Here is a 25566-nt window from a genome sequence, read left to right as displayed (position 1 = left end):
AGGAGCCTGTTGATGTCGCAACGTCCCAACTTTCTGGTGATTCTGGCCGATGACCTCGGTTTCTCCGATATCGGTGCCTTCGGCGGCGAAATCGCCACGCCGAACCTCGATGCCCTGGCCAACAACGGCCTGCGCCTGACCGACTTTCACACCGCACCGACCTGCTCGCCGACCCGCTCGATGCTGCTCACCGGCACCGACCATCACATCGCCGGTATCGGCACCATGGCCGAAACCCTGACCCCGGAGCTGATCGGCAAACCGGGTTACGAGGGTTATCTCAACGATCGTGTCGTCGCGTTGCCGGAGTTGCTGCGCGAGGCGGGTTATCAGACTTTGATGAGCGGCAAATGGCACCTGGGCCTGACCGCCGAACTGGCGCCCCATGCCCGTGGTTTTGAGCGTTCGTTCTCGCTGCTGCCCGGCGCGGCCAACCACTACGGATTCGAACCGACCTACAATGAACACACGCCCGGCCTGCTGAAATCCACCCCGGCGCTGTACATCGAGGGCGACACTTTCATCGACGAATTGCCGAAGGATTTCTATTCCTCCGACGCTTTCGGCGACAAGCTGTTGCAGTACCTCAAGGAGCGCGATCAGAGCCGACCGTTCTTCGCGTACCTGCCGTTTTCCGCGCCGCACTGGCCGTTGCAGGCGCCCGCCGACATCGTCGAAAAATATCGCGGTCGCTATGACGCGGGGCCGGAAGTGCTGCGCCTCGAGCGTCTGGAAAAACTCAAATCGCTGGGGCTGATCGAGCCGGATGTCGAACCGCATCCGCTGATCCAGCTGACTGCGCAGTGGGCTGCGCTGAGCGATGAGCAGAAGCAGATTTCCGCCCGTGCGATGGAGGTCTACGCCGCGATGGTCGAGCGTATGGACTGGAACATTGGCCGTGTCGTCGACTATCTGCGCCAGCAGGGCCAGCTCGACAACACCTTCATCCTGTTCATGTCGGACAACGGTGCCGAAGGCGCGCTGCTGGAAGCCTTCCCCAAGTTCGGCCCGGAACTGGTGACTTACCTGAGCCAGCATTACGACAACAGCCTCGACAACATCGGCCGCGCCAATTCCTATGTCTGGTACGGGCCGAACTGGGCGCAGGTGGCGACTGCGCCGTCACGCCTGTTCAAGGCGTTCACCACCGAAGGCGGGATTCGCGTCCCGGCGCTGCTGCACTATCCGCGGCTGCCGCTAAAAGGGCAGATCAGCCATGGTTTCGGCACGGTGATGGACATCACGCCAACCATTCTCGATCTGGCCGGCGTGCGGCATCCCGGCAAGCAGTGGCACGGTAAACCGGTGGCGGCGTTGCGCGGTAAATCGTGGCTGGGTTTCCTGTCCGGCGAAACGGCGCAGGTGCATGACGAACACACCGTCACTGGTTGGGAATTGTTCGGGCGCCGGGCGATTCGGCAGGGGCAGTGGAAAGCGGTGTGGATCCCCGGGCCAGTGGGGCCGGCGACGTGGCAGCTTTATGATCTGGGCAGTGATCCGGGGGAGATTCATGATCTGGCGTCGAGTCAGCCGCAGAAGCTTGAAGCGCTGATCGAGCATTGGCAGCGGTATGTGGAGGAGACCGGGGTGATTTTGAGTGAGTCGCCGTTTCAGCCGGATTAAGGGGGGGGCAAGATCAAGAGCCCCTCACCCCAGCCCTCTCCCGGAGGGAGAGGGAGCCTACCGAGGTGTCTTTCGCTATACATCGACCTGAAAAAACCAGTCGACTATGGATTCAGAACAGTTCGTTCACGTCGGCGTACTTCTCCAATATCCCCCAATCAGTCCCCTCTCCCCCCGGGAGAGGTTTAGGGTGAGGGCTGGCTCTCAAGCCGAACATGCAAAGTCAATTCACCTCAATTGCCTTCCTCGCCAACTCCTCATGCTCCCTGCGAACAAACCGATTCGCCCGCCCAAACGTCCCGAAATCATTGAACCGAACCCCCATCTCCCGCATCACCTTGTGCGCCACCGGCACGGTCAACTGGCGAATGTAAAACGGCTCCTTCACCACAAAATGATGAATCCCGTGACTGCTGCCGAAGTTGAAGCAGAACGCCTGCAACGGCCACAGCCACCATGGATTCAATACCTGGCACTGCTGCAGCACATTACCCGCTTCGATGTCGCCGTAGTAATGCATGTTCGAACTGATGAAGTGCAGGCAAAAGGTGCGCAACACGTTCGGCCCGATGATCACTACGGCGGCGATGTCGATCACTTGCATCACCGACAACGTGGTCGCTGACCATTCAATCGGTGAGCCCATCAAATATGCGATGCCATTGGCCGCGTGGAACCCGAGAAACACATACCACGCCCCCCAATGCACCAGCGCCAGCGGCGCGTAGACCTTCAGCGAACGCTTGATGATGCTGAACTTGTGCGTCCAGGTCTTGGCTCGCAGCATGCGGATGAACGCCGACATCACGTTGTCACCGACCATCAGCAACCGCGCAAAACCCCAGGGTTCGCCGTTGGTGATCGCCCGCTCTTCCATGTCGGTTTCGGTGCCGGACACCTTGTGGTGATTGAGGTGCAGATGCCGGCGGATCCACGGGTTGATCGTGCTCGGCCGCGCCAGCCACACCAGGCCCATCATCAGGTTGTGCGGCACGCGCTGTTTGCGGAAATACATGCTGTGGATCAGGTCGTGTTCAAGCTCATGGGTCAGCGAGGCGAAAAACGCGTTGAGCAGGAGACACGCCCACCAAGCCATGTGCCCACTGATGTAGAGCGCCGCTGAGCCGATCATTCCGGCCAAAGCAAACGCCAAAATCCCCGCGCCGAGGGCGTCCTGATGGTTGAGAATCGGGTAGCGCTCGCGCAGCTCGACGCCTTTGGCCAGCACCACTTCGCGAATATGCGCTGAACGCTGGGCAGCATTGTGTCGCTGGGGACTTGCAGAAGTACGGTCCATGCTTCCATCCTCTGGTTATTGATGTTCGTATCCTGCCCCGCGCAGGGTTCGGACGCGGTAGCCGAGAACGCCAACCTGTTGACCGGAAGCGCCAATCAGCATGAAGGAACCGACTTCTCTCGCCAGCTGGACCCGTGCCCTGCGCAAGCAACTCGACGCGCTGGGGCTGGACAGCACTGCGCTGTGCCAGCAGGCCGGGCTCGATCCGCAACTGATGGACGACCCGAACGCCCGCTATCCGTTGTCCGCCACCACACGCCTGTGGGAAATCGCGGTGCAGGTCAGCGGCGATCCGGCGATCGGTTTGCGGGTGTCACGGTTCGTCAGCCCCACAACATTTCACGCGTTGGGTTATGCGTTGGTGGCCAGCGGCAGCCTACGGGAAGTGTTCGAACGGATCGTGCGTTATCACCAGGTGGTCAGCGACGCGCTGGAGCTGGAGCTGACCCGTACCGAAGACCGCTATCGGTTTCGCCTGAAAATCCCGACCGACAACCCGGCCCCGGCCTTCGAAGCCATCGACGCCTTCGCCGCGATCTATGTGCGCACCTGCCGCAATCGCCTGGGCCGCGACTACGCGCCGCTGACGGTGTATCTGCGTCGGCCTGCACCGGCCGATGAACACCAGTGGCACAAAGTGTTCCGCTCGCCAGTGCATTTCGCCGCCGAAGAAGACTGCATCGAATTCGCCCTCACCGACTTCGACAGCCACCTCGACGACGCCAACCCGGAACTGGCCGAGCACAACGAAGCGGTGCTCAAGCGCACTCTCGCCCAACTCAAGCCCCTGACCTGGGAGCGCAAGGTGCGCGACGCCATCGAAGAACAACTGCCCGAAGGCGAACCCAGCGCCGAACGCATCGCCCAGGCCCTGCACTTGAGTCTGCGCAGCCTGCAACGGCACCTGGCGGACGAGGGTTGTCGCTTCGACACCCTGCTGAATGAAAGCCGCGAGAACCTCGCGCTGCTGCACCTGCGCGATCCGCAATGCTCGCTGAGCGAGGTCAGTTATCTGTTGGGATTTGCCGACACCAGCAGCTTCAGCCGCGCGTTCAAACGCTGGACGGGCATGACGCCGGGGCAGTTTCGGGATCAGTTGCGCTGACGGGTCTGGAATTTGTACTGAATCGGCCTGCCTCTTCGCGGGCAAGCCCGCTCCCACAAGGATTGGGGCATACAAAAATCTGTGTCACATCTCGACTACTGTGGGAGCGGGCTTGCCCGCGAAGAGGCCATTCAGATCGCTGCAAATCCAAGCTCAAAAGCCGTACCCGTTGCATCACTACTCACCCGCACCTGCCCCCCATGCAATTGCATGATCGACTGCACGATCGCCAATCCCAATCCGCCGGAATCTCCCGGCTCCGCGCGAGACGGGTCGACGCGGTAGAAGCGGTCGAACAGTTTGCCCAGATGCTCATCAGCGATAACCGGGCCGCAGTTGTGGACTTGCAGCCAGCACACGCCTGGCTCATCGCGCCGAAAAAGACTGATGACCGAACCGGCGTCGGCATGGCGTACGGCGTTGGCCAACAGATTACCCAAGGCGCGTTGCAGCAGTTGCTGATCCGCCAGCAATTCCCCGCTGAACGCGTTTTCAAGGCGGATTCCCCGGTCATCAGCCAGGGCTTCGAAGTAATCGCACAACTCATCGCCGATTTCGCGCAGATCCAGCACCCGCAAATCGAGCGCCCGTTCCGCCTGCTCTGCGCGAGCGAGAAACATCAGGTTTTCGGCCATGCGCTTGAGCCGTTCGAACTCTTCCATGTTCGACGCCAGCACCTCCTGATACTCCGCGCTGCTGCGTGGGTGATTCAGTGCCTGGCCGTTGCTCGCGAGCAAGGTGTGCAGCGGCGTGCGGATCTCGTGGGCGAGGTCGGCGGAAAACTGTGAGAGGCGCTGGAAGCTGTCGTCCAGGCGCGCCAGCATGCCGTTGAGCGCCTGCACCGGTTCCAGCAACTCTGTTGGCGTGCCTGCGGCCGGCAAGCGTTGATCGAGGCTGCGCAGATCGATGCCGCGCACCGCCTCGCTCAGCTTGCGCAGAGGAAGCAAACCCCGGCGCAACAAAACCAGTCCGAGGGCAAAGGCCAGTAAAGCACCCAGCCCGATCGCCAGGTACAGACGCAGACGATAACTGCCGAGCATCTGGTCGCGTTCGCTCAGCACCTTGCCGGCAATCACGGTCAGCAACTCGCCGTTCGGGCCTCGGGCTTCGCCGGACAACAAGGCCAGCTCAGCACCGTCGGGCGCTTGCCAGGTCAGGACATCGCGGCGCTGCGGGGTTTGATCGCGGGGGATCGCGCTCATGTCCGGCAGGCTACGCTGGCGCGGGTTGATCGCGATCACGCTTGAGCCGTCCGCGCGGCGCACCAACAGCAAACTATCGAGGTTGCCGAGCATGTTCTGGTACAGCCGTGGCCGCGCCTGCAAGGCGTCGAGGCTGTCGCTGTCTGCGAGCAGCGCGCGCACCTGTTCCAGACGGCCGAGCAAGGCCATGTCGTCGCGCCAGGCGAGTTCCGAGGCCAGCGAGCGATACAGGAACACGCCGATCGCGCTGAGCACCAACGCACAGACGGCGGCGAACGCCAGGGCCAGGCGCCAGGCGATGGATCTAGCGGGCATCGTCGGGCGCTTCGAGTTGATAGCCGACCCCGCGCACGGTGTGGATCAGTTTGGGCATGTACGGATCATCGACTTTCGAACGCAGCCGACGCACCGCGACTTCGACCATGTTGGTGTCGCTGTCGAAATTCAGGTTCCACACCTGCGAAGCAATCAGCGTGCGCGACAGCACTTCGCCCTGTCGGCTGGCGAGTAGGTGCAGCAGGGCGAATTCCTTGTTGGTCAGGGCGATGCGCTGACCGCCACGGCTGACCCGGCGGCGCAGCACGTCGATTTCCAGATCGGCGATGCTGTACGACTCGGCTTCGCGCATCGGACCGCGCCGCAACAAAGTACGTACCCGCGCCAGTAGTTCGGCAAAGGCGAATGGCTTGAGCAAATAGTCATCGGCGCCCAGTTCGAGGCCGCGCACGCGGTCTTCGATGGCGTCTCGGGCGGTGAGGAACAGCACCGGCGTGGCACCGCGCTGGCGGATCAGTTGCAGCAATTGCCAGCCGTTGAGGCCCGGCAGCATCACATCGAGGATGATCAGGTCGTACTCCTGCTGCTCAATGAAGTAGCGTCCGTCGAGGCCATTGAGCGCCACGTCCACGGCGAAACCCGACTCTCCTAGCCCTTTGGCGAGGAAATTCGCGGTTTTGGCTTCATCTTCTACGACCAGCAAACGCATGGCACACCTCGATTATTCAGAGGCACAGGCTAGGCCCCTTCGGCGGGGTTGCCCATTACAAACTTGTAATCCGACTGACGAGGTTTCGACGGGGACCGGCAGATAAGGTGGCGGCCTTCGCTTTTGGAGCCTGTCCATGACCGTCAAATACCTGATTGCCAGCCTGACAATCGGCCTCAGCAGCGCTGCGTTTGCTGCGCCTGAACTGCCGCGCCACGCCGATCTCGATCTCAAAACCGCACGGCTGCTGGCAGACGCGGCGCTGGAAAATTGCGCGGGCACGGTGTCGGTGCTCGACCGTGGCGGCAACCTGCTGGTGACCTTGCGCGGCGACGAAATCGGCCCGCACAACACCGCCGCCAGCCAACGCAAAGCGTATACCGCGCTATCGACGAAAACCCCGACCCGATTGTTCGCCGAGCGCGCCCGCAGCAACCCGGAAACCGCCAACCTCAATACCCTCAACGAGCTGCTTTTACTCGGCGGCGGCATCCCGCTGTTTGCCGGAAAAGAACTGGTCGGCGCCATGGGCGTAGCCGGTTCCGGTGGCGGTGAGCAGGACGAAAATTGCGCGATCAAGGCTGCCGAAGTTGGCGGTCTGTCCATCAACCGTACCTGAACCCAGGAGCATCACCATGACCTTACTCCGCATGACATTTACCGCGCTTGGCCTGAGCGCTTTTTCAAGCCTGGCGCTGGCCGCCGGCAACCCGCTGAGCGTGCACGTGCTCAATCTGGAAAACGGCCTGCCGTCGCCAGGCATCAACGTGACATTGGAGAAACACGTGGGCCAGGATTGGCAGCCGCTGGCCCAGGGCACCACCAATGAACAGGGTCGGATTGCCGAGCTGTTCCCGGCGAACAAGCCGTTCGAGGCGGGTGAATATCGGGTGGTGTTCAAGACGGGCGAGTACTTCGAGAAGGCGAAGCATGAGACGTTTTTTCCGGAGATTCCGGTGATCTTTAAAGTGCAGCAGACGGATCAGCACTATCACATTCCGTTGCTGCTCAGCCCGTATGGCTTCTCCACTTATCGCGGTTCTTAAGCCACATACAATTCCCTGTGGGAGCGGGCTTGCCCGCGATGGCGTTGGGTCAATCAACATAGAGGAATCTGACAGAACTCAATCGCGGGCAAGCCCGCTCCCACAGGGATAGTGGTGAAACTAAAGTGTGGCGAGTGCGCGCAATCGCGCGGCGTCGAGGATTTCGATCTCGCCATAACTCAAGCCGATAATCCCCTGCCCCTGCAACTCCTTGAGGATCTGGTTGGTGGTCTGCCGCGACAGCGACAACATCGACGCCAGCTGTTCCTGGGGCAGTTGCAGCACGCGGCGGGGCGGGTCGAGTTCGCCATAACCTTCGGCGATCATCAGCAGACGATGAGCCAGACGGGCCGGAGCCGGCAGCAGACTCAGCTGTTCGAGATTAATGAACGTCAGGCGCAGTTTGTGGCTCATCAGCAACGCCAGATGCCGCCAGTAGACGGGGTGTTCGTCGAGCAACTTCAGCAGCGTGGTTTGCGGGATATTCAGCAACAGACACGGGCCGACTGCGTAAGCGTCATGGGTGCGCGGCTGGCCGTCGAACAGGCAGATTTCGCCGAACCAGTGCGGCGCTTCCACCAGACTCAGCAACGCCTCCTTGCCCTGCTCGCTGACCGCCCCGATGCGCACGGCGCCGTCGAGCACCGCGTATAGACCGCACGGCGCATCACCGCGTTGGAACAAGCGCTGCCCCGCCGCCAGCCGCCGCTCCCGGGCCGCCGCCAGCAGACTATCCTGAAAGGATACCGGCAGATGACTGAACCATTGCCCAGTCAGCAGGCGCGCTCGCCAGACCTTATCCATGCGTTCTCCTAAAGATTGTCGCCTGCCTGACAGAGCGATCCGTTTACCCGGGGCATGATTCGATCACCCTACAGGAGGAACAACAATGAAAAGCCTCGTCGATCATTTGAGTCAATACGCCGCTTACCACCGTGATCCGCGCAACATCGCCAGCCACTTTATCGGGATTCCGCTGATTGTGGTGGCGGTGGCCGTGCTGTTGTCGCGACCGGATTGGTCGGTGGGCGGGTTGTGGATTTCGCCTGCCGTTATCGTGGCGCTGGCCTCAGCGTGGTTTTACCTGCGACTGGAACTGAAGCTCGGGGTTTTGATGACCGTACTGATGGGGCTGTCGGTCTGGGTCGGGCATGTTCTAGCGCAGCAGAGCACCATGGTCTGGCTGAGCAGTGGTCTGGCGATGTTTGTGATTGGCTGGGCGATCCAGTTTGTCGGCCATCACTACGAAGGGCGCAAACCGGCGTTCGTCGATGACTTGAGCGGGTTGATTGTCGGGCCGCTGTTTGTGGTGGCCGAACTGGCGTTCATGCTCGGGATGCGGCATGAGCTGAAAGAGCAGATCGAGGCACGGGCGGGTGTGGTGCGGGTCAATCCGAATCGCGCGGCCGTATAGATCGCAATCGTCGGATCGCCGCCCGGAACAAGCCCGCTCCCACAGGGATCCAGTCGTTCACAAATGTCGTGTTCGCCGAAAAACTGTGGGAGCGGGCTTGCCCGCGATGCTTTTAGAGGTTGGCGACTTTCTGCCAGACCTTCGGCTTGAAGAATAACGTCTCACCTTTCGCCAACCCGGTCAGGCTGTCGTGGTCCTTCACCACTTCCGCCTCGATCAGATCAGTCTGACCTTCAACCTTCAACGTCACCCGCGTGGTCGCGCCCAGCGGCCGGATATCGCGAACTTCAGCGGCGTGGTGATCCTCCAGCTCATGCCGCGACAGCGACACTTCGTGCGGGCGGAACAGCACGTGGTTGTCATCGCCCAGATGCAGACGGTTCGAATCGCCGAGGAAGTGATAGACGAAATCGCTGGCCGGGTTTTCGTAGACGTCGCCCGGTGAGCCGATCTGTTCGATCACACCCTTGTTCATCACCACGATGCGGTCGGCGACTTCCATCGCTTCTTCCTGGTCGTGGGTCACGAATACCGAGGTCAGGTTGATGTCTTCATGCAAGCGCGCCAGCCAGCGGCGCAGCTCTTTACGCACCTTGGCGTCGAGGGCACCGAACGGTTCGTCGAGCAGCAGCACTTTCGGCTCTACCGCCAGGGCGCGGGCCAGAGCGATCCGCTGACGCTGGCCGCCGGACAGTTGCTCCGGATAACGATCCGACAACCAGTCCAGTTGCACCATGTTCAGCAGCTCGTGAACCTTGGTCGCGATCTGGCTTTCGCTCGGGCGCTGGTTTTTCGGCTTCATGCGCAGGCCGAATGCGACGTTGTCGAACACGGTCATGTGGCGGAACAGGGCGTAGTGCTGGAACACGAAACCGACGTTGCGATCCCGCACGTCGTGGCCGGAAACGTCTTCGCCGTGGAACACGATGTTGCCGTTATCCGGGGTTTCCAGACCGGCAATAATGCGCAGCAAGGTGGTCTTGCCGCAGCCGGACGGGCCGAGCAAGGCCACCAGTTCACCGCTGTGGATGTCCAGGCTGATGTTGTCCAGCGCCTTGAACGCATTGAAATTCTTGCTGACGTTACGCACTTCGATCGACATGAATTATTCCTCCGCGGCGCTGGCGCGCAGGCGGTTGATACGGTTTTCGCTCCACTGCTTGGCCAGCAGGATGAATAGCGCCAGGATCAGCAACAGGCTCGCCACGGCGAACGCGGCCACGTGGTTGTATTCGTTGTAGAGGATCTCGACGTGCAGCGGCAAGGTGTTGGTCACCCCGCGAATGTGCCCGGAAACCACCGACACCGCACCGAACTCACCCATGGCCCGCGCGGTGCACAGCACCACGCCATAGATCAGGCCCCATTTGATGTTGGGGACGGTGACGTGCCAGAACATCTGCCAGCCATTGGCGCCGAGCAGGCGCGCGGCCTCCTCTTCCTGAGTACCTTGCTCCTGCATCAGCGGGATCAGCTCACGGGCCACGAACGGCACGGTAACGAAGATCGTCGCCAGCACGATGCCCGGCAGGGCGAAGACGATCTGGATGTCGTGGTCCTGCAGCCACGGCCCGAACAGGCCCTGGGCGCCGAACATCAACACATAGACCAGACCTGCGATCACCGGCGAGACCGAGAACGGCAGGTCGATCAGCGTCACCAGCATGCTCTTGCCACGGAACGAGTATTTGCTCACGCACCACGCGGCGCTGACACCGAACACCAGGTTCAGCGGCACCGAAATCAGCACCGCGATCACGGTGAGTTTCAGGGCCGACAAGGCATCCGGTTCAAAGATCGCGGTGAAGAACGCACCGAGGCCGTTCTTCAATCCCTGTGACACCACGATGAACAGCGGCAGTACCAGAAACAGGAAGAAAATCAGCCAACCGAGGCCGATCAGCACCCTGCGCGAAGTGGCACTGCCACGGCGGGCGGCGTTGGCCGAGGAAGCGGCAGCAATAGACGATTGGGACATGGTTCGCGCCTCCTTATGGGGTTTCGATGCGCCGCTGCAGCAGGTTGATCAGCAGCAACAGGACGAAGGAAACCACCAGCATCAGCACGCCGATGGAAGTGGCGCCGGTGTAATCGTATTGGTCGAGCTTGACCATGATCAGCAGCGGCAGGATCTCGGTTTTCATCGGCATGTTGCCGGCGATAAAAATCACCGAACCGTACTCGCCGACGCCGCGGGCAAACGCCAGGGCGAAACCGGTCAGCCAGGCTGGCAACAGTGCCGGCAACAGGATGTGGCGGAACACTTGTAGCGGCTTGGCGCCAAGGCACGCGGCCGCTTCTTCGACTTCACGCGGGATGTCGGCCAGCACCGGTTGCACCGTGCGCACCACGAATGGCAGGGTCACGAAGGTCAGCGCCAGGGTGATCCCGAGCGGGGTGTAGGCGATCTTGAAACCGAGGTCGGCAGCGAATTGCCCGACCAGCCCGGTCGGCGTGTACAGCGCAGTGAGCGCGATACCGGCCACTGCGGTCGGCAGGGCGAACGGCAGATCGATCATCGCGTCGATCACCTTGCGTCCCGGGAACGTGTAGCGCACCAGCACCCACGCCAGCAGCGTGCCGATGATGCCGTTGATGATCGCGGCGCACAGCGCGGTGCCGAAGCTCAGCTTCAGTGCGGCGAGAACGCGGGGGGCGGAGATGATCGTCCAGAACTGATCCCAGGTGAGCTGTGAGGCGTGGATGAACATCGCCGCCAGCGGGATTAGCACAATCAGGCTGAGGTACACCAAGGTGTAGCCCAGCGTCAGCCCGAAGCCGGGTATGACGGGGGAGATACGACGCGACATAAAAGTCCTTGGTCAAGAAACGCACAAAGCCCCGAAGGTAAATCCGGGGCTCGTTTATGGCTATGAAAAGTTACTGCGCCTGATAGATCTGGTCGAACACGCCACCATCGTTGAAGAATTTCGGCTGTGCGGTTTTCCAGCCGCCGAAGTCCTTGTCGATGGTCACCAGTTCCAGTTTCGGGAATTGCTGGGCGTACTTGGCCGCCACGTCCTTGTCACGCGGGCGGTAGAAGTTCTTCGCCGCGATTTCCTGGCCGGCCGGGCTGTACAGGTGCTTGAGGTAGGCTTCGGCGATCTGCCCGTTGCCCTTCTTCTCGGCGTTCTTGTCGACCACGGCCACCGGGGGTTCGGCGAGGATCGACAGCGAAGGCACGACGATGTCGAACTTGTCCTTGCCGCCGTCTTCTTTCAGCGCCAGGAAGGCTTCGTTTTCCCAGGCCAGCAACACGTCACCCTGACCGTTGTTGACGAAGGTGATGGTCGAACCACGAGCGCCGGTGTCCAGGACCGGAACGTGCTTGAACAGGGTTTGCACGTATTCTTTGGCTTTGGCTTCGTTGCCGCCGTTGGCTTTCAGGCCGTAGGCCCACGCCGCGAGGAAGTTCCAGCGCGCACCGCCGGAGGTTTTCGGGTTCGGGGTGATCACCGAGACGTCGTTCTTGACCAGGTCGCCCCAGTCCTTGATGCCTTTCGGGTTGCCCTTGCGCACCAGGAACACGATGGTCGAGGTGTACGGGGTGCTGGCGTCCGGCAGACGCTTCTGCCAGTCGGCCGGCAGGGTCTTGCCGAGCTTGGCGATTTCGTCGATGTCACCGGCCAGGGCCAGGGTCACGACGTCGGCGCGCAGACCGTCGATTACCGCACGGCCCTGCTTGCCCGAACCGCCGTGGGATTGCTGGATCTTCACGGTGTCGCCGGCATGCTCTGCCTGCCAGTACTTCACGAATTCGGCGTTGTAATCCTGATACAACTCGCGAGTCGGGTCGTACGAAACGTTGAGCAGTTCGTAATCCTTGGCAACCGCGGAACCGGCAAACACAGCGCTGGCCAGGGCGGCCAAAGCGTAACGGCGAATCGACGACATGGTGAAAGCTCCTGGAATTCTTGGTGGTGGCTTTTTCTTATGGATTTCGAAAATCGGGTTGCCTGTAAAGATCACCGCCTGCGCCCACTCTTGCATTGATCCCCGGCAAGAGCGGGCGCAGGCTGGAATCTTTTTGGATTCAGCTCGGTTTGTTGCCCGGTTGCTGCAGACGGAATTTCTCTTTGCGTTCGATCTGGACCACTTGGGCGTTGTGCACAGTGATTTCCACCGCACCGAAACGCAGGTCGCGCAAGGCGCTCTGGATTTCGCGCAAGATGGTGGTTTCGTCCTGACCGTCAACGCTACGCAGGGATGCGCTCATGGTGCTGCTCCTTTGTATGGGATATGCCTGGCAGTGGGCGGCACTGCGTTCGGCGTGGGAGCAATATAAGAGAGGCGCGGATATTCTTAAAAAGACTATTTAAGAATGTTTATATAACTGGAAAACATTATGTGATGCAGCAAGGGTTTGCGGCGGGTTTGCCCGTTCGCAAACCCGCTGTGCACAGCCGTCAACCGATTACCGGCGCACGGGTCCAGTCGATTTGTGCCTCCGGAACCGGCCGCCCGAACCAGTAGCCTTGCCCCAGATCGCACGCCTGCTCCAGCAGGAACGCCGCCTGCTCGGCCTGCTCGATGCCTTCCGCATGCACCTGCATGCCCATGCTGCGGGCCAGGGCAATGATCACCCGGACGATCGCTGCGTCGTCTTCGTCCCACGGCAGGCCGGCGACGAAACCCTGATCGATCTTGAGTTTCTGCACCGGCAGGCGCTTGAGCCGCAGGAGCGACGAATAACCGGTACCAAAGTCATCGATGGCCAGGCGAATGCCCAGTTCGCGCAGTCGATGCATCTGTTCCAGTGCAACTTCCGGATCGTCCATCACCGCACTTTCGGTAACTTCCAGTTCCAGATAGGCCGGGTCCAGACCAGTGTCGCGCAGCACCTGCGCCACCTGTTGATACAACTCGCGGCGAGCAAACAGTCGCGACGACACGTTCACCGCGACAAATGACAGCACCACCCCGGCCTGCTGCCATTGGCACATCTGCCGGCAGGCTTGCTGCATGACCCAGGCGTCGATTTCCGAGATCAGCCCGGTACGCTCGGCAATCGGGATGAACTCCGCCGGCGACACCAGGCCCCGTTGCGGGTGCTCCCAGCGCACCAGCGCCTCGACGCCGATCAGGCGGCTGGTTTTCAGGTCGTGCACCGGTTGGTAGTAGACCCGTAGCTCCTGCTGCTCCAGAGCGCGGCGTAACTCGAAGGCAATTTCGACCCGTTGCTGAGCGTGGGCGGTGAGTTCTTCGGTGTACAGCGCGTAGCCGTTGCGGCCACTGCTCTTGGCCTTGAACAGCGCCGCATCGGCGTTGCGCAACAACTGTTCGGCACTCAACGCATCGCTGGGGAACAGGCTGATGCCGAGGCTGGCGTTGATGAACAGCTCATGGCCGTCGAGGCAGAACGGCTCCTTGAGCGCATCGAGAATGCGTTGAGCCAGCGCCGCTGCCTGCGCAGGCTGTGGACAACTTTCCGCCAGCACCGCGAATTCATCGCCACCCAGCCGCGCCAGGGTGATACCGGACCCGAACAGCGCCTGCAAACGCGCGGCAACCGCCTTGAGCAAGCGGTCACCAATGTTGTGGCCGAGGCTGTCGTTGATCAGTTTGAAGTGGTCCAGATCGATCATCAGCAGCGCACAGCCGCGCTTGTGCGTCTGCGCCGATGCCAACGCCTGCTCGGCGCGGTCGCTGAACAACAGGCGGTTGGGCAGGTCGGTGAGCGGATCGTGGTGGGCAAGATGCTTGAGTTCGTGCTCGGAATCCTTGATCGCACTGATGTCGGAAAATACCGCGACGTAATGGCTGAGCCGACCGTCTTCGTCACGAATCACCCGGATCGTCTGCCACTGCGGATAAATCTCGCCGCTTTTACGGCGGTTCCAGATCTCGCCGCTCCATTCATCCTGCGCCTGCAACGTGGCGAACATCGCCTGATAGAAACCCGGAGGATGGTGCCCGGACTTGAACAGGCTGGGTTGCTGTCCGAGCACTTCTTCACGTTGATAACCGGTGATTTCCATAAAGGCGCGATTGACGTGCACGATCAGCCCCTGCCGGTCCGTGACCAGCACGCCTTCGCGGGTGCAATCGAATACCGCAGCAGCCTGACGCAGGCGTTCGCGATCTGCCTGGCGCTCGCGCAACCGGGCACCGATGCCCAGGCATTCGAACAAGCGCGCCCGGGCAAGAAAGATCAAACCGGCGCTAAGCACCACAAAGGCATAGCCGTTGATCAGTTGCCAACGCAGCAAGTCATCAGAGCTATCGAAGAAACTGTTCAATAAATAGCCAATACCTTGCAGCCAGACAACGGCAAGGACCAGGTAAAGCAGCGCTGCACGCAAGGCATCGCGGTATGAGGCAGACATTCGGCCGTCCATGTCCCTACAAAAATGTCGGGATTATAGGTCAAGAAACATCCAGCCATCTCTTATCTGAAAGGGCGACTGGTTTTATCTGTGTGCTTGGTGATAATGCAACGGCTGTTTTTTCTTTATCGAGGGCCCTATAGCCTATGTGGTACGAAGGTTTTCTTGGCTTGTCGGCCTGGTCACTGGTCGCCGTCACCCTGCTGATGACCCATGTGACGATCGTTGCCGTCACGGTCTACTTGCACCGCTACTCGGCCCATCGCTCCCTGGAGCTGAATGCCGGGCTGAAGCATTTCTTCCGTTTCTGGCTGTGGCTGACCACGGCGCAGAACACCCGCGAGTGGACGGCCATCCACCGCAAACACCACGCCAAATGCGAGACCGCCGATGACCCGCACAGCCCGGTCGTCAAGGGTTTGTCGACCGTGCTGCGCAAAGGCGCCGAGCTGTACCGCGAAGAAGCGCAGAACGCCGAGACCCTGCGCATCTACGGCAAGAACTGCCCTGAAGACTGGATCGAGCGCAACCTCTACAGCCGCCACCGGTTGCTGGGCATTGCAATCATGGCGGTCGTCGACCTGCTGCTGTTCGGCACCATCGGCATCACCATCTGGGCGATCCAGATGATGTGGATTCCGGTCTGGGCGGCCGGCGTGGTCAATGGTCTCGGCCATGCCATCGGCTACCGCAACTTCGAATGCCGCGATGCCGCGACCAATCTGGTGCCATGGGGCATCCTGATCGGCGGCGAAGAGCTGCACAACAACCATCACACCTACCCCAACTCGGCCAAACTGTCGGTCAAGAAGTGGGAATTCGACCTCGGCTGGGCCTGGATCCAGGTCTTCAGCTTCCTGCGCCTGGCCAAGGTGCAGCGCGTCGCGCCGATCGCCCACCGCGTCGAAGGCAAGGGTAGCCTGGACATGGACACCGCCATGGCGATCCTCAACAACCGCTTCCAGATCATGGCCCAATACCGCAAGTTGGTAATCGGGCCGCTGGTCAAGCAGGAGCTGGACAAGGTCGATCATTCGGTACGCCACCAGTTCCACCGCGCCAAGCGCCTGCTTTCCCGTGAAACCAGCCTGCTGGAAGATCGCCACCACGCGCGTATCCAGAGCATGCTCGAGCACAGCCAGGCGCTGAAGGTAATTTACGAGAAACGTCTGGCCCTGCAGCAGATCTGGGTCAAGACCAGCGCAAATGGCCACGACATGCTCGCGGCCATCAAGGAATGGGTACACGAGGCCGAGGCCAGTGGCATCCAGTCCCTGCGCGAATTCGCCGACCAGCTGAAAACCTACTCGCTGCGCCCTGCCGCCGTCTGATGCCGTTGATCGGTGCGCCCGGTTCCCGGGCGCACCCTTCGGAACTTCACCCCCGATCCTCTATCTCAAAGACACTTCGCCACCCCCGGCGGGCTGTACCGTGGCCGCTGTCGACTGATCGGCATGCCCTTTGAGATCCGTGTCGATGGTCAACAACAATCAAAAAGACTCATCCCTTCCCCAGTGGCCCGAAGCCGCACAAACCCTGATGGCATTGATGCACGCCCAGGGCGAAGTGGCGCGCCTGAGCGAACGCGAACAGCTGTTCAGCTCGCTGCTGGTCAGCGTCAACGCCGTGCTTTGGGCCTTCAACTGGGAAACCCGCCAAGTGCTGTACGTCAGCCCCGCTTATGAACGGATTTTCGGCCGCTCGGCCGCCCTGCTGCTGGCCGACCATAACCAGTGGCGCGACAGCATCTACCCCGAAGATCTGGAATACGCCGAACGCAGCCTCGCCGAAGTGCTGCACAAAGGCGCCGTGGAAGACCGCGAATACCGAATCATCGACGCCGACGGCCAGGTGCGCTGGATCAGCGACAAGTGCTTCATCAACCGCCAGGAAGAACCGGGACAACCGGTGATCATCGTCGGCATTGCCGAAGACATCACCGAAAAGAAACAGATGGAAACCGAGCTGCAACGCCTGGCGACCACCGACGTCCTGACCCAGAGCAGCAACCGTCGACACTTCTTCGAATGCGCCAACCGCGAGTTTGAAGAAGCCCGCCTGCAGGGTGCGCCACTGGCGTTTCTGCTGCTGGACATTGATGACTTCAAGGTGATCAACGACACCTACGGTCATCCGGAAGGCGACCACGTGTTGCAACGAATCGCTGAAAGCGGCCGGGCCTCGTTGCGTCGGGGGGATCTGTTCGGACGGATTGGCGGTGAGGAATTCGCTGCGGTTTTTCCGGGCTGTGCGCCGGACATGGCGATGCAGGTGGCCGAGCGGCTACAACAGGAAATCCAACGCTTGAGTTTCAGCCACGGTGAACAGACGTTCGGCATTACCGTCAGCCAGGGCCTGACCAGCCTCACCCCGGAAGACGAAAGCCTCGACGATCTGTTCGCCCGGGCCGATGCGGCGATGTATGAGGCCAAGCGTCAGGGCAAGAACCGGATCATTTCCGCCTGAACACTGCTCTGATGCGGGAAAAGCGCTATTTGCGCATCCGCATCAGCTCCGGCAAACCGATCTTGAGCAAGCGCGCAGTACGACTCTTCGCCAGCTCCTCAACGCCCTCATGCTCGGTCAGCCGCGCCATCTGCGCCGCCATGTTCATCACCAGCGCTTCGCGGGAGTACACCCCGCCACCGAGCTGGTAGACCGAGGCAATCAACTCACGCAGCTCCAGCGGCAAACGCCAGCGAGTACGCAACGCCGAGCCGTACGCCGCACCGAATTCCGCCAGCGCATCGCCGACTTCCTCCAGTTCATCCAGCTCGCCGCCGGCCTGTTTCCACTCCTGCAAACAACGCAGCAACGCCAGATCGCCGAGACGATGGAGCATCCCGGCGCAATAGCAGCGTTCCTGATCCAGATCGAGCAGACGCGCCAGGGTACGCGCGTATTCAGCGGTGTGCAGCGACAGGCCCCAATAGCGTTCGGCGTAGTCGGCGAGGCACGGATCACTGAGTCTGGCGCTGCGCTTGAGGGCCAGGCCGAGGATCAGGTTCATGCTTTGGCCGGTGCCCAATCGATGTAGCGCCTGAGCCAGGGTCTGCACCGCCGCACCGTGATGCTGAGCGGCACTGTTGGCTGCGGCGATCAACACCGCAGTGATCTGCGGATCGGTACGGATTTCCTCTTCCAGCAGCTTCAGGTCCAGCCCGTTGGGGTTGAGGCTGCGTTTGACCGCCACTTGCACGTCGGTCATCAACGGTGCGCCGTCGGCCTGCTCGCGGCGACGCTCGAGGAACACCGACAGCGTCATGCCCGGCGCCAGTGCCGGCACTTCGCAGAACACTTCCTCACCGGCATTGAGCAACAGCCCCTGCAAACGCTCGGTCAGGCTCTCCATGTTCAGGGGTTTAGCCAGATAGGCCGTCGGCGCCAATGGCAGGGCTTCGCGCACGCTGGCGCTGTCGTTTCGGCTGCTCATCAGAATGAACGGCAGCGGCGGATTGCGTTTACGCTGGCGGACGCTGCGCAACACGTTCAAACCATCGACGCCAGGCAATTCCCAGTCGACGATCGCCAGGTCATAGGGGACTTCGCTGAGCAGCGTCATCGCCTGCTGGCCATCGGCGCACAGATCCAGCCGCGCATCGCAGCGCACGTTGAGCAAAACCTGTTTGAGCAAATCACGCGACCACGGGTCAGCCTCGGCAATCAGAACTCTCGGTACGGCGGGTAATACAACGGCAGTCATGCGCGCTCTCCCTTGCAATGCCTAAACCTTAGCCAATGCTGGCGTTTCGATACAGCACGAATGCGGGGTATGTGTTTCAGCAAGCGTAAAAAAACCCGCCGAAGCGGGTTTTTTGTCGATCCGATCACACGGTGCTACGGATTACAACTCCGAGAAGCACTCTTCGATGATCGCCAGGCCTTTGTCCAGTTGCTCGTCCGGCGAGGTCAGCGGTACCAGGACGCGCAGAACGTTGCCGTAGGTGCCGCAGGACAGCAGGATCAGGCCCTTGTCGCGGGCCTTGGCCACAACCGATGCCACCGCAGCAGCGTTTGGCTTGTGGCTGTCACCGTTTTCGAACAGCTCGACGGCGATCATCGCGCCCAAGGCTCGGACTTCACCGATGACCGGGTACTTGGCTTGAATGGCTTTCAGGCCGGTGACCAGACGCTCCCCGACAGCCTTGCAGCGGTCCAGCAGTTTTTCTTCTTCGAACACTTCGATCACGGCCAGGGCCGCGGCGCAAGCGATCGGGCTACCGGCGTAGGTGCCGCCAAGGCCGCCTGGAGCGATGGCGTCCATGTATTCGGCCTTGCCGCACACACCCGCCAGCGGGAAGCCGCCAGCGATGGATTTGGCGAAGGTGGTCAGGTCGGCGGCAACGCCCATCTGTTCCATAGCGAAGAAAGTACCGGTACGGCCAGCGCCGGTCTGCACTTCGTCAGCGATCAGCAGGATGCCGTGCTGGTCGCACAGGGCACGCAGACGCTTCATGAATGCTTGAGGCGCGACGTAGAAACCACCTTCGCCCTGAACAGGCTCGATGATGATCGCAGCGATGTCTTTCGGCTCGGCGTCGTTCTTGAAGATGCGCTCGATGGAAGCGATCGAGTCGTCGATGCTCACGCCGTGCAGTTCGTTCGGGTACAGCGCGCGGAAGATGCCGCCTGGCATCAGGCCCATGCCGGCCGAGTAAGGCACGACTTTACCGGTCAGGCCCAGGGTCATCATGGTGCGACCGTGGTAAGCGCCGGTGAACGCGATCACGCCAGCGCGGCCAGTGGCGGCACGAGCGATCTTCACGGCGTTTTCAACGGCTTCGGAACCGGTGGTCACCAGCAGGGTTTTCTTGGCAAAGTCGCCCGGTACGCGAGCGTTGATTTTTTCGCACAGCTCAACGTACGGTTCGTAGGCCAGTACCTGGAAGCAGGTGTGAGTCAGCTTGTTCAGCTGTTCGGTCACGGCGGCGATGATTTTCGGGTGCACGTGGCCGGTGTTCAGCACGGCGATACCGCCGGCGAAGTCGATGAATTCACGACCTTCAACGTCGGTCACGGTGGCGTTCTTCGCGGACTCGGCGAAGATTGGGTGAATCTGGCCAACACCACGTGGAACAGCTGCGGTACGACGGGCCATCAGTTCAGCGTTAGTCTTGCTCATTACAGTCCTCATTCACCGCTCATCGGGCGGCGTGGTTCAAGGATTAAGCGGGAGGAATCGGCGGTGGCAGCATGCGATGATCGACTGCCACGGCGTTCCCGGCCGCAGAGAAAATTCCGGTTTGAAACGACGCAAAGGGACAGCGCTCTCGTGCCCTTTGCGTTTGCAGCGATCCCTTTCCCGGCTTAGATGCCCAGGCAGAGGTATTTGATTTCCAGGTAATCTTCGATGCCGTACTTGGAGCCTTCACGACCCAGGCCCGAAGCCTTGATGCCGCCGAACGGCGCGACTTCGTTGGAGATCAGCCCGGTGTTGACGCCGACCATGCCGTACTCCAGGGCTTCAGCCACACGGAACACACGGCCCAGGTCGCGAGCGTAGAAGTAGGAAGCCAGACCGAACTCGGTGTCGTTCGACATCGCGATCACTTCGGCTTCGTCTTTGAAGCGGAACAGCGGCGCCAGCGGACCGAAGGTTTCTTCCTTGGCCACCGCAGCGTTTTTCGGCACGTTGGTCAGGATGGTCGGCTCGAAGAAGTTGCCTTCCATCTGCTTGCCACCGGCCAGCACGGTTGCGCCTTTGGCAACGGCGTCAGCGATGTGCTCTTGCACCTTGGCCACAGCTTTCTCGTCGATCAGCGGGCCAGTGGTGGTGCCGTCTTCCAGACCGTTGCCGATCTTCAGTTTGGCGACAGCCACTTTCAGCTTCTCGGCAAACGCGTCGTAGACCGAATCCTGAATGTACAGACGGTTGGCGCAAACGCAGGTCTGGCCGTTGTTGCGGTACTTGGAAATGATCGCGCCTTCGACGGCCTTATCCAGGTCCGCGTCGTCGAACACGATGAACGGCGCGTTGCCGCCGAGTTCCAGCGAGACTTTCTTGATGTCCTTGGCGCATTCCGACATCAGCTGACGACCGATTTCGGTCGAGCCGGTGAAGGACAGTTTGCGCACGATCGGGTTGCTGGTCAGCTCGCTGCCGATGTCGCCGGCGCTGCCGGACACCACGCTGAACACACCTTTAGGGATGCCGGCGCGCTGGGCCAGTTCGGCCAGGGCGAAAGCGGAAAACGGGGTTTGCGATGCAGGCTTGAGCACCATGGTGCAACCGGCAGCCAGGGCCGGGCCTGCTTTACGAGTGATCATCGCCGCCGGGAAGTTCCACGGGGTGATGGCGGCGGTTACGCCGATCGGCTGTTTGATCACGATCAGGCGCTTGTCAGGCTGGTGGCCCGGAATCACGTCACCGTAGATGCGCTTGGCTTCTTCGGCGAACCACTCGATGAACGAAGCGGCGTAGACGATTTCGCCCTTGGCCTCGGCCAATGGCTTGCCCTGCTCGAGGGTCATCAGGCGAGCCAGGTCTTCCTGGTTCTCGATGATCAGCTCGAACCAGCGACGCAGTTTGCCTGCACGTTCCTTGGCGGTCAGTGCACGCCAGGCCGGCAGCGCCTTGTCGGCAGCTTCGATGGCACGGCGGGTTTCGGCAGCGCCCATCTTCGGCACGGTGCCCAGGATTTCGCCGGTGGCCGGGTTGTTGACCTTGATCGTCTGACCGTTGTCCGCGTCGACCCAAGCGCCATCGATGAAGGCTTGCTGGCGGAACAACTGGGTGTCTTTAAGCTGCATGTCGGCTTTCCTTAACAGCACCGCGGCCAGCGCGGAGCAAAATTATGATTGTAGAAAGGCGCCTCGCAAGGCTGCCGTCAGGGAAATCATTCACCGGGCTGAAGCACCTGATTAGTGCACGGTTGCAAACACGTGCGGCTCGGCACCCGATCAAAGAGCGTTTGAAATCTCAAACGGATCGTAGGATCAAAGGGGGTAAAGGACAATAGGTCGTTCGAAAAAAAGAACAAAAACGCCGCTTTTGCCGGATTTTTCAGATCAACGAGCAATCAAGCCTGCGCCGCAACGAAACCTTAGTTCAGTCCCGCCAAAGCGCCAAGCGAGCCTTTTGCAGGACGTTACAGCTTTATGGAATGCAGCGCTTTCGACCGACACGCGCACTGACAATAAGCGCCAAAACCCGGCATGGACGCCCCGAGCCGACCTAGGTATGATGTCGCCCGCTGCACCAGTAGCTCAGCTGGATAGAGTACTGCCCTCCGAAGGCAGGGGTCGTGGGTTCGAATCCCGCCTGGTGCACCATGAACAGAAACGAAAAAGCCTCAGGCCGTATGGTCTGGGGCTTTTTTGTGGGTGCTGCCTGGCGACTCACTCCGTCGTCCAGTCAAACTCATCGTATTCATCATCGTCTTCTTCGTCCTCGATCAACTCATCATCAAGAACGTCTTCCTCCAGATCCTCTTCTGCCTGCTTGGCCAGAAGAAACTCCTTTCGACTCTCCGTCACCGCTCGCCGCAGTTCCTCACCCTTCACCGGGCAGTTGAGCATTTGGGCGATGCGGTCGATTTTTTGGGCCACGGCATCCTCCAGCGCATCGGCAATGGCCTGATAGTGCGCGTTTTTGCGGGGCAATGCCAAATGGCTGAGAGATCACCCGGTCAGTTCTGGCGGATTTGTTCGAGGCGCAGGTCCAGATTCACGCTCGGGTAACGCTTGTGCAGATTGTTGTACAGGGTATCGGCAGCCTGTGATTGGCCGGATTCGCGCAGGCGCAGGACTTCGCGCAGTTGCTCGTCGAGGCCATTGGCTGGGGCGGCGGCGCGCTTGCTGACCTTGGCTTCGTCCGCGCTGTCGGCGCTGATCGATTCGCTTTGCATCGGCGCGGCCATCTCCGCCATCGGCGCAGGCGCAGGTGCGGAGAGGGCTCCGGCGGGGGCTGATAATGTCCGGGATTCGATGGCCTCCTTGCGGGCCAGTGGTGCGGCCGGTTTGGCGGCAGGGGCGAAATCGTAATGGGCCACAGGTTCCGGGGTACGGTTCACCAGCGACAGCATCAGCGCGATGCCGACCAAGCTTGCGAAAGCTACCTGATAGCGCGGTGTCTGGCAGGCCTTGACCCAGCGCTGCCACAGGCTCGGTTTCGGTGCCGGGATCTGGCGATGCGCGGCATTGAGAATCAGCGCGTCAATATTCGCCGGCGGTTCGCCGTTCTGTTGCTCGCGGTAATGCTTGAGCATTGGCTCTTCGGGTGTCTGGCGGGTGTCCGTCATGTCAGTACCTCCTCGGCCAGCAGCCGACGCAATTTTTGCTGGGCGTAGCGCAAGCGGCTCTTGACGGTTTCCAGCGGTGTTTCCGTGAGGCTGGCGATTTGCGCCAGGTCGAGGTCGCCGTGGGCGCGCAGCAGGAACACTTCGCGTTGATCGGCGGGCAAGGTTTGCAGGGCGCTGTACAGGCGCTGACTGTTGCGGCTGAGGCTCAGCAGTTGCTCGGGGTCGCTCGCATCGGCACTGACCGCATGGGCCTGTTCGTCGTAGCTGTCATGCAGCGGTTGATGGGCGCCATGCTTGCGCCAGTGATCGATCAGACGGTTGCGGGCAATCTGGAACAGCCAGGTACGAAAAGTCGCCCGGCCTTGTGGCTGACTGCTGCTGCGGATCAGGCTCAGCCACGTTTCCTGATACACCTCTTCGGCCAGTTCCGGTTTGCCGCTCAACCCGAGCAGAAACCGGTACAGACTCTGGCGGTGACGGGCGTACAGGATCTCGAACGCCTTACCGTCGCCCTGGCGATAACGGGCCAGCAGCGATTCGTCGCTGCTGGCCTCAAGGCTGTCTGCGGTGGCAAACAGCTGGCTGATAAACCCTTTCAGGCCGCTCACTATTCAACCCGTCGTTCGGTCGGCATCGCGATGGAGGCGGTCGAAGTTCGCAGGCTCTGCACCAGTTCCACCAGTTGCACGAACTCGTTGCGCAGGCCGAAGCGGTCATCGCCACGGGCACCTCGGGCCAACGCTTCAGTGTCCTTGAGGCTAAAATCACCGGTGTAGCGGCCGTCCTTGAGTTGCTGGGAAAACGCGGCGACAGCAGCGGCAAAACGCAGGTCTTCACTGGCGGGCGCAACCTGACTGGCAATTGGCCGCTCGATCAGCAGACTTTTCCCACCTTCAGGTTTTTGATATCGCACACGCAGCATTGCCAGTTCTCCTTTCTTTTCAGAAACCACTGCATCGGTTTTTCTGTAACGCAGTGGTTCCAGCCAGCCCTTTTCGCCTGTCGGGACAATTTCATACAACGCCGTCACCGTATGCCCCGCACCGATCTCACCTGCATCGACCTTGTCATTGCTGAAATCCTCACGCTTGAGCGCGCGGTTTTCGTAACCCAGCAGCCGGTATTCGCTGACCTGCGCCGGGTTGAATTCCACCTGCAATTTGACGTTTTTCGCCACCACGGCGAGGGTCGAACCGAGCTGATCCACCAACACCTTGCGCGCTTCACGCAGATTGTCGATGTAGGCGTAATTACCGTCGCCGGCATCCGCCAGTTGTTCCATCAGATGTTCATTGTAGTTATCCACACCGAAACCCAGTGTGGTCAGGGAAATGCCGGTCTTGCGTTTATCCACAGCCATTTGTTTGAGGCTGTCGAAGTCGCTGACGCCGACGTTGAAGTCACCGTCGGTGGCCAACAGGATGCGGTTGATGCCTTTGGGGATGAAGGCTTGTTGCGCCATTTGGTAGGCCAGTTCGATGCCCGAGGCGCCTGCGGTCGAGCCTCCCGCGGTTAATTGCTCGATGGCTGTGCGAATTTTCGCTTTTTCCCGTCCGGAAGTCGGCTCCAGTACGACTCGCGATTCGCCGGCATACACCACCAGCGATACGCGATCCTGCTCACGCAACTGATCGACCAGTAGTTTAAGGGTGCTTTTGACCAGCGGCAGTCCTTCGCGACGATCCATCGAGCCGGACACGTCCACCAGAAACACCAGGTTGGCCGGGGCCAGTTCCGCTACTGCACGGTCGGACGCCTTGATGCCGATGCGCAGCAACCGGGTGTGCGGGTTCCACGGCGAAGCGGCCAGTTCGGTGGTCACGCCGAACGGCGATCCGTCAGTGGGCAGCGCATAGTCGTAGGGAAAGTAATTGACCATCTCCTCCAGGCGCACCGCACCTTCTGGCGGCAAGCGTCCCTGATTGAGCAGACGGCGGACGTTGGCGTAGGCGCCCGTATCGACGTCGGCACTGAAGGTCGAAACGGGCGTTTCGGCAACGCTGTGGATCGGGTTATCGGCCAGGGTTTCATATTGCTCGCGCGGCTCGGCGCGATAGTCCTGTGGATAACTTTCCCCGGCCGGCATCGGCGCAAAACTGGCCATCGGCGCCGCCAACGCGCTGCGCTTGGCCAAGGAGTGATCGGCCATGACCGCTTCTTGTTGCACCACGGGTTTCGAGGGGAGCTGTGCCGGTGGCGGTACGACAGCGGATTCCGGACTGGAGGAAATGCCGCAACCGGCGACGGCCAACAGCACACCGGCAGCAAGGGGTCGCAGAAGCATCGATGGAAGAGACATGGGGGCTGACCTCGAGGAAGAATTGATCC

General features: G+C 60.9%; 24 protein-coding genes and 1 tRNA gene. 8 read left to right on the top strand and 17 right to left on the bottom strand.

What is annotated here, in order from left to right:
• The first annotated feature begins 12 nt into the window (after nucleotides 1–12).
• Nucleotides 13–1623: an arylsulfatase gene (locus JJN09_RS27750; protein WP_249484618.1), complete on the top strand. Its 1611-nt coding sequence runs from the start codon at nucleotides 13–15 to the stop codon at nucleotides 1621–1623.
• Between the two features lie 223 nt (nucleotides 1624–1846).
• Here JJN09_RS27750 and JJN09_RS27745 read toward each other — a convergent pair whose 3' ends face one another.
• A complete protein-coding gene (locus JJN09_RS27745; RefSeq protein ID WP_249484617.1) occupies nucleotides 1847–2920 on the bottom strand; it encodes a fatty acid desaturase in 1074 nt (357 codons plus the stop codon).
• A gap of 100 nt (nucleotides 2921–3020) precedes the next feature.
• Here JJN09_RS27745 and JJN09_RS27740 point away from each other — a divergent pair, with 100 nt between their 5' ends.
• Nucleotides 3021–4025: an AraC family transcriptional regulator gene (locus JJN09_RS27740; RefSeq protein WP_249484616.1), complete on the top strand. Its 1005-nt coding sequence runs from the start codon at nucleotides 3021–3023 to the stop codon at nucleotides 4023–4025.
• A 131-nt stretch (nucleotides 4026–4156) separates the two neighbouring features.
• Here the strand turns inward: JJN09_RS27740 and JJN09_RS27735 are convergent, their stop codons facing one another.
• Both JJN09_RS27735 and JJN09_RS27730 read right to left on the bottom strand, forming a co-directional pair.
• Nucleotides 4157–5542, bottom strand: a complete 1386-nt coding sequence (locus JJN09_RS27735; protein ID WP_249484615.1) for a heavy metal sensor histidine kinase — start codon at nucleotides 5540–5542, stop codon at nucleotides 4157–4159.
• Complete coding sequence (locus tag JJN09_RS27730; RefSeq protein WP_249484614.1) at nucleotides 5532–6212, bottom strand: heavy metal response regulator transcription factor; 681 nt, start codon at nucleotides 6210–6212, stop codon at nucleotides 5532–5534. The genes JJN09_RS27735 and JJN09_RS27730 overlap by 11 nt, the downstream gene beginning before the upstream one ends.
• A gap of 136 nt (nucleotides 6213–6348) precedes the next feature.
• On the opposite strand from JJN09_RS27730, the gene JJN09_RS27725 reads away from it, so the two are divergent.
• On the top strand, nucleotides 6349–6831 hold the full coding sequence (locus JJN09_RS27725; protein ID WP_249484613.1) for a heme-binding protein: 483 nt from the start codon (nucleotides 6349–6351) through the stop codon (nucleotides 6829–6831).
• A 16-nt stretch (nucleotides 6832–6847) separates the two neighbouring features.
• Entirely contained in the window at nucleotides 6848–7258 is a 411-nt protein-coding gene (gene uraH / locus JJN09_RS27720; RefSeq protein WP_249484612.1) for a hydroxyisourate hydrolase, read from the top strand.
• Between the two features lie 120 nt (nucleotides 7259–7378).
• Here the strand turns inward: uraH and JJN09_RS27715 are convergent, their stop codons facing one another.
• The gene (locus JJN09_RS27715; RefSeq protein ID WP_249484611.1) at nucleotides 7379–8062 is read right to left on the bottom strand and encodes a Crp/Fnr family transcriptional regulator; all 684 of its coding nucleotides are present in this window, start codon (nucleotides 8060–8062) and stop codon (nucleotides 7379–7381) included.
• An 85-nt stretch (nucleotides 8063–8147) separates the two neighbouring features.
• On the opposite strand from JJN09_RS27715, the gene JJN09_RS27710 reads away from it, so the two are divergent.
• Nucleotides 8148–8672 (top strand): DUF962 domain-containing protein, encoded by a 525-nt coding sequence (locus JJN09_RS27710; RefSeq protein ID WP_249484610.1) that lies wholly within the window; start codon nucleotides 8148–8150, stop codon nucleotides 8670–8672.
• A gap of 112 nt (nucleotides 8673–8784) precedes the next feature.
• Here the strand turns inward: JJN09_RS27710 and JJN09_RS27705 are convergent, their stop codons facing one another.
• From JJN09_RS27705 to dibA, 6 genes are all read right to left on the bottom strand, one after another.
• Nucleotides 8785–9774, bottom strand: coding sequence for a sulfate/molybdate ABC transporter ATP-binding protein (locus JJN09_RS27705; protein ID WP_085712656.1), 990 nt, complete (start codon nucleotides 9772–9774; stop codon nucleotides 8785–8787).
• Between the two features lie 3 nt (nucleotides 9775–9777).
• Complete coding sequence (gene cysW / locus JJN09_RS27700) at nucleotides 9778–10650, bottom strand: sulfate ABC transporter permease subunit CysW (protein WP_249484609.1); 873 nt, start codon at nucleotides 10648–10650, stop codon at nucleotides 9778–9780.
• Nucleotides 10651–10663: 13 nt separating this feature from the next.
• The gene (cysT, locus tag JJN09_RS27695; protein WP_085712655.1) at nucleotides 10664–11482 is read right to left on the bottom strand and encodes a sulfate ABC transporter permease subunit CysT; all 819 of its coding nucleotides are present in this window, start codon (nucleotides 11480–11482) and stop codon (nucleotides 10664–10666) included.
• Between the two features lie 70 nt (nucleotides 11483–11552).
• Nucleotides 11553–12566 carry a sulfate ABC transporter substrate-binding protein gene (locus JJN09_RS27690; protein WP_249484608.1) on the bottom strand — a complete coding sequence of 338 codons (1014 nt, stop codon included), beginning with the start codon at nucleotides 12564–12566 and terminating at the stop codon, nucleotides 11553–11555.
• A gap of 139 nt (nucleotides 12567–12705) precedes the next feature.
• A complete protein-coding gene (gene oscA, locus JJN09_RS27685) occupies nucleotides 12706–12888 on the bottom strand; it encodes a sulfur starvation response protein OscA (RefSeq protein ID WP_003220508.1) in 183 nt (60 codons plus the stop codon).
• A gap of 190 nt (nucleotides 12889–13078) precedes the next feature.
• Nucleotides 13079–14998, bottom strand: a complete 1920-nt coding sequence (dibA, locus tag JJN09_RS27680; protein WP_249484607.1) for a phosphodiesterase DibA — start codon at nucleotides 14996–14998, stop codon at nucleotides 13079–13081.
• Between the two features lie 146 nt (nucleotides 14999–15144).
• On the opposite strand from dibA, the gene desA reads away from it, so the two are divergent.
• Together desA and JJN09_RS27670 are read left to right on the top strand one after the other, a co-directional pair.
• Nucleotides 15145–16329 carry a delta-9 fatty acid desaturase DesA gene (gene desA, locus JJN09_RS27675; protein ID WP_249484606.1) on the top strand — a complete coding sequence of 395 codons (1185 nt, stop codon included), beginning with the start codon at nucleotides 15145–15147 and terminating at the stop codon, nucleotides 16327–16329.
• A 145-nt stretch (nucleotides 16330–16474) separates the two neighbouring features.
• Nucleotides 16475–17464, top strand: a complete 990-nt coding sequence (locus tag JJN09_RS27670) for a sensor domain-containing diguanylate cyclase (RefSeq protein ID WP_249484605.1) — start codon at nucleotides 16475–16477, stop codon at nucleotides 17462–17464.
• 25 nt (nucleotides 17465–17489) lie between these two features.
• Here JJN09_RS27670 and JJN09_RS27665 read toward each other — a convergent pair whose 3' ends face one another.
• The 3 genes from JJN09_RS27665 to gabD all read right to left on the bottom strand — a co-directional run bounded on the left by JJN09_RS27665 (nucleotide 17490) and on the right by gabD (nucleotide 21748).
• Entirely contained in the window at nucleotides 17490–18701 is a 1212-nt protein-coding gene (locus JJN09_RS27665; RefSeq protein ID WP_249484604.1) for a response regulator, read from the bottom strand.
• Between the two features lie 141 nt (nucleotides 18702–18842).
• Nucleotides 18843–20120, bottom strand: coding sequence for a 4-aminobutyrate--2-oxoglutarate transaminase (gene gabT, locus JJN09_RS27660; protein ID WP_249484603.1), 1278 nt, complete (start codon nucleotides 20118–20120; stop codon nucleotides 18843–18845).
• Between the two features lie 185 nt (nucleotides 20121–20305).
• Nucleotides 20306–21748, bottom strand: a complete 1443-nt coding sequence (gabD, locus tag JJN09_RS27655) for an NADP-dependent succinate-semialdehyde dehydrogenase (RefSeq protein ID WP_085733392.1) — start codon at nucleotides 21746–21748, stop codon at nucleotides 20306–20308.
• Between the two features lie 445 nt (nucleotides 21749–22193).
• Here gabD and JJN09_RS27650 point away from each other — a divergent pair.
• Nucleotides 22194–22270 (top strand) — tRNA-Arg (locus tag JJN09_RS27650).
• Between the two features lie 66 nt (nucleotides 22271–22336).
• Here JJN09_RS27650 and JJN09_RS27645 read toward each other — a convergent pair.
• The 4 genes from JJN09_RS27645 to JJN09_RS27630 are packed head-to-tail and all read right to left on the bottom strand — an operon-like array spanning nucleotide 22337 to nucleotide 25537.
• Nucleotides 22337–22606, bottom strand: a complete 270-nt coding sequence (locus JJN09_RS27645; RefSeq protein WP_249484602.1) for a hypothetical protein — start codon at nucleotides 22604–22606, stop codon at nucleotides 22337–22339.
• A gap of 20 nt (nucleotides 22607–22626) precedes the next feature.
• Nucleotides 22627–23238 (bottom strand): hypothetical protein, encoded by a 612-nt coding sequence (locus tag JJN09_RS27640; protein WP_249484601.1) that lies wholly within the window; start codon nucleotides 23236–23238, stop codon nucleotides 22627–22629.
• Nucleotides 23235–23846, bottom strand: a complete 612-nt coding sequence (locus JJN09_RS27635; RefSeq protein ID WP_249484600.1) for an RNA polymerase sigma factor — start codon at nucleotides 23844–23846, stop codon at nucleotides 23235–23237. The genes JJN09_RS27640 and JJN09_RS27635 overlap by 4 nt, the downstream gene beginning before the upstream one ends.
• Nucleotides 23846–25537 (bottom strand): VWA domain-containing protein, encoded by a 1692-nt coding sequence (locus tag JJN09_RS27630; RefSeq protein WP_249484599.1) that lies wholly within the window; start codon nucleotides 25535–25537, stop codon nucleotides 23846–23848. Before JJN09_RS27630 ends, JJN09_RS27635 begins: the two co-directional genes overlap by 1 nt.
• Between the last annotated feature and the right edge of the window lie 29 nt (nucleotides 25538–25566).

The organism is Pseudomonas sp. HS6 (assembly GCF_023375815.1).
Lineage (GTDB): Bacteria > Pseudomonadota > Gammaproteobacteria > Pseudomonadales > Pseudomonadaceae > Aquipseudomonas.
The sequence above is the reverse complement of the archived record's forward strand: the minus strand, read 5'-3'. Positions and strand labels throughout refer to the sequence as shown.

Bases quoted from the DNA above. Each gene is read 5' to 3' on its own strand.
- JJN09_RS27750 (WP_249484618.1), top strand. From the start codon at position 13: ATGTCGCAACGTCCCAACTTTCTGGTGATTCTGGCCGATGACCTCGGT.
- JJN09_RS27745 (WP_249484617.1), bottom strand. From the start codon at position 2,920: ATGGACCGTACTTCTGCAAGTCCCCAGCGACACAATGCTGCCCAGCGT.
- JJN09_RS27740 (WP_249484616.1), top strand. From the start codon at position 3,021: ATGAAGGAACCGACTTCTCTCGCCAGCTGGACCCGTGCCCTGCGCAAG.
- JJN09_RS27735 (WP_249484615.1), bottom strand. From the start codon at position 5,542: ATGCCCGCTAGATCCATCGCCTGGCGCCTGGCCCTGGCGTTCGCCGCC.
- JJN09_RS27730 (WP_249484614.1), bottom strand. From the start codon at position 6,212: ATGCGTTTGCTGGTCGTAGAAGATGAAGCCAAAACCGCGAATTTCCTC.
- JJN09_RS27725 (WP_249484613.1), top strand. From the start codon at position 6,349: ATGACCGTCAAATACCTGATTGCCAGCCTGACAATCGGCCTCAGCAGC.
- uraH (WP_249484612.1), top strand. From the start codon at position 6,848: ATGACCTTACTCCGCATGACATTTACCGCGCTTGGCCTGAGCGCTTTT.
- JJN09_RS27715 (WP_249484611.1), bottom strand. From the start codon at position 8,062: ATGGATAAGGTCTGGCGAGCGCGCCTGCTGACTGGGCAATGGTTCAGT.
- JJN09_RS27710 (WP_249484610.1), top strand. From the start codon at position 8,148: ATGAAAAGCCTCGTCGATCATTTGAGTCAATACGCCGCTTACCACCGT.
- JJN09_RS27705 (WP_085712656.1), bottom strand. From the start codon at position 9,774: ATGTCGATCGAAGTGCGTAACGTCAGCAAGAATTTCAATGCGTTCAAG.
- cysW (WP_249484609.1), bottom strand. From the start codon at position 10,650: ATGTCCCAATCGTCTATTGCTGCCGCTTCCTCGGCCAACGCCGCCCGC.
- cysT (WP_085712655.1), bottom strand. From the start codon at position 11,482: ATGTCGCGTCGTATCTCCCCCGTCATACCCGGCTTCGGGCTGACGCTG.
- JJN09_RS27690 (WP_249484608.1), bottom strand. From the start codon at position 12,566: ATGTCGTCGATTCGCCGTTACGCTTTGGCCGCCCTGGCCAGCGCTGTG.
- oscA (WP_003220508.1), bottom strand. From the start codon at position 12,888: ATGAGCGCATCCCTGCGTAGCGTTGACGGTCAGGACGAAACCACCATC.
- dibA (WP_249484607.1), bottom strand. From the start codon at position 14,998: ATGTCTGCCTCATACCGCGATGCCTTGCGTGCAGCGCTGCTTTACCTG.
- desA (WP_249484606.1), top strand. From the start codon at position 15,145: ATGTGGTACGAAGGTTTTCTTGGCTTGTCGGCCTGGTCACTGGTCGCC.
- JJN09_RS27670 (WP_249484605.1), top strand. From the start codon at position 16,475: ATGGTCAACAACAATCAAAAAGACTCATCCCTTCCCCAGTGGCCCGAA.
- JJN09_RS27665 (WP_249484604.1), bottom strand. From the start codon at position 18,701: ATGACTGCCGTTGTATTACCCGCCGTACCGAGAGTTCTGATTGCCGAG.
- gabT (WP_249484603.1), bottom strand. From the start codon at position 20,120: ATGAGCAAGACTAACGCTGAACTGATGGCCCGTCGTACCGCAGCTGTT.
- gabD (WP_085733392.1), bottom strand. From the start codon at position 21,748: ATGCAGCTTAAAGACACCCAGTTGTTCCGCCAGCAAGCCTTCATCGAT.
- JJN09_RS27640 (WP_249484601.1), bottom strand. From the start codon at position 23,238: ATGACGGACACCCGCCAGACACCCGAAGAGCCAATGCTCAAGCATTAC.
- JJN09_RS27630 (WP_249484599.1), bottom strand. From the start codon at position 25,537: ATGTCTCTTCCATCGATGCTTCTGCGACCCCTTGCTGCCGGTGTGCTG.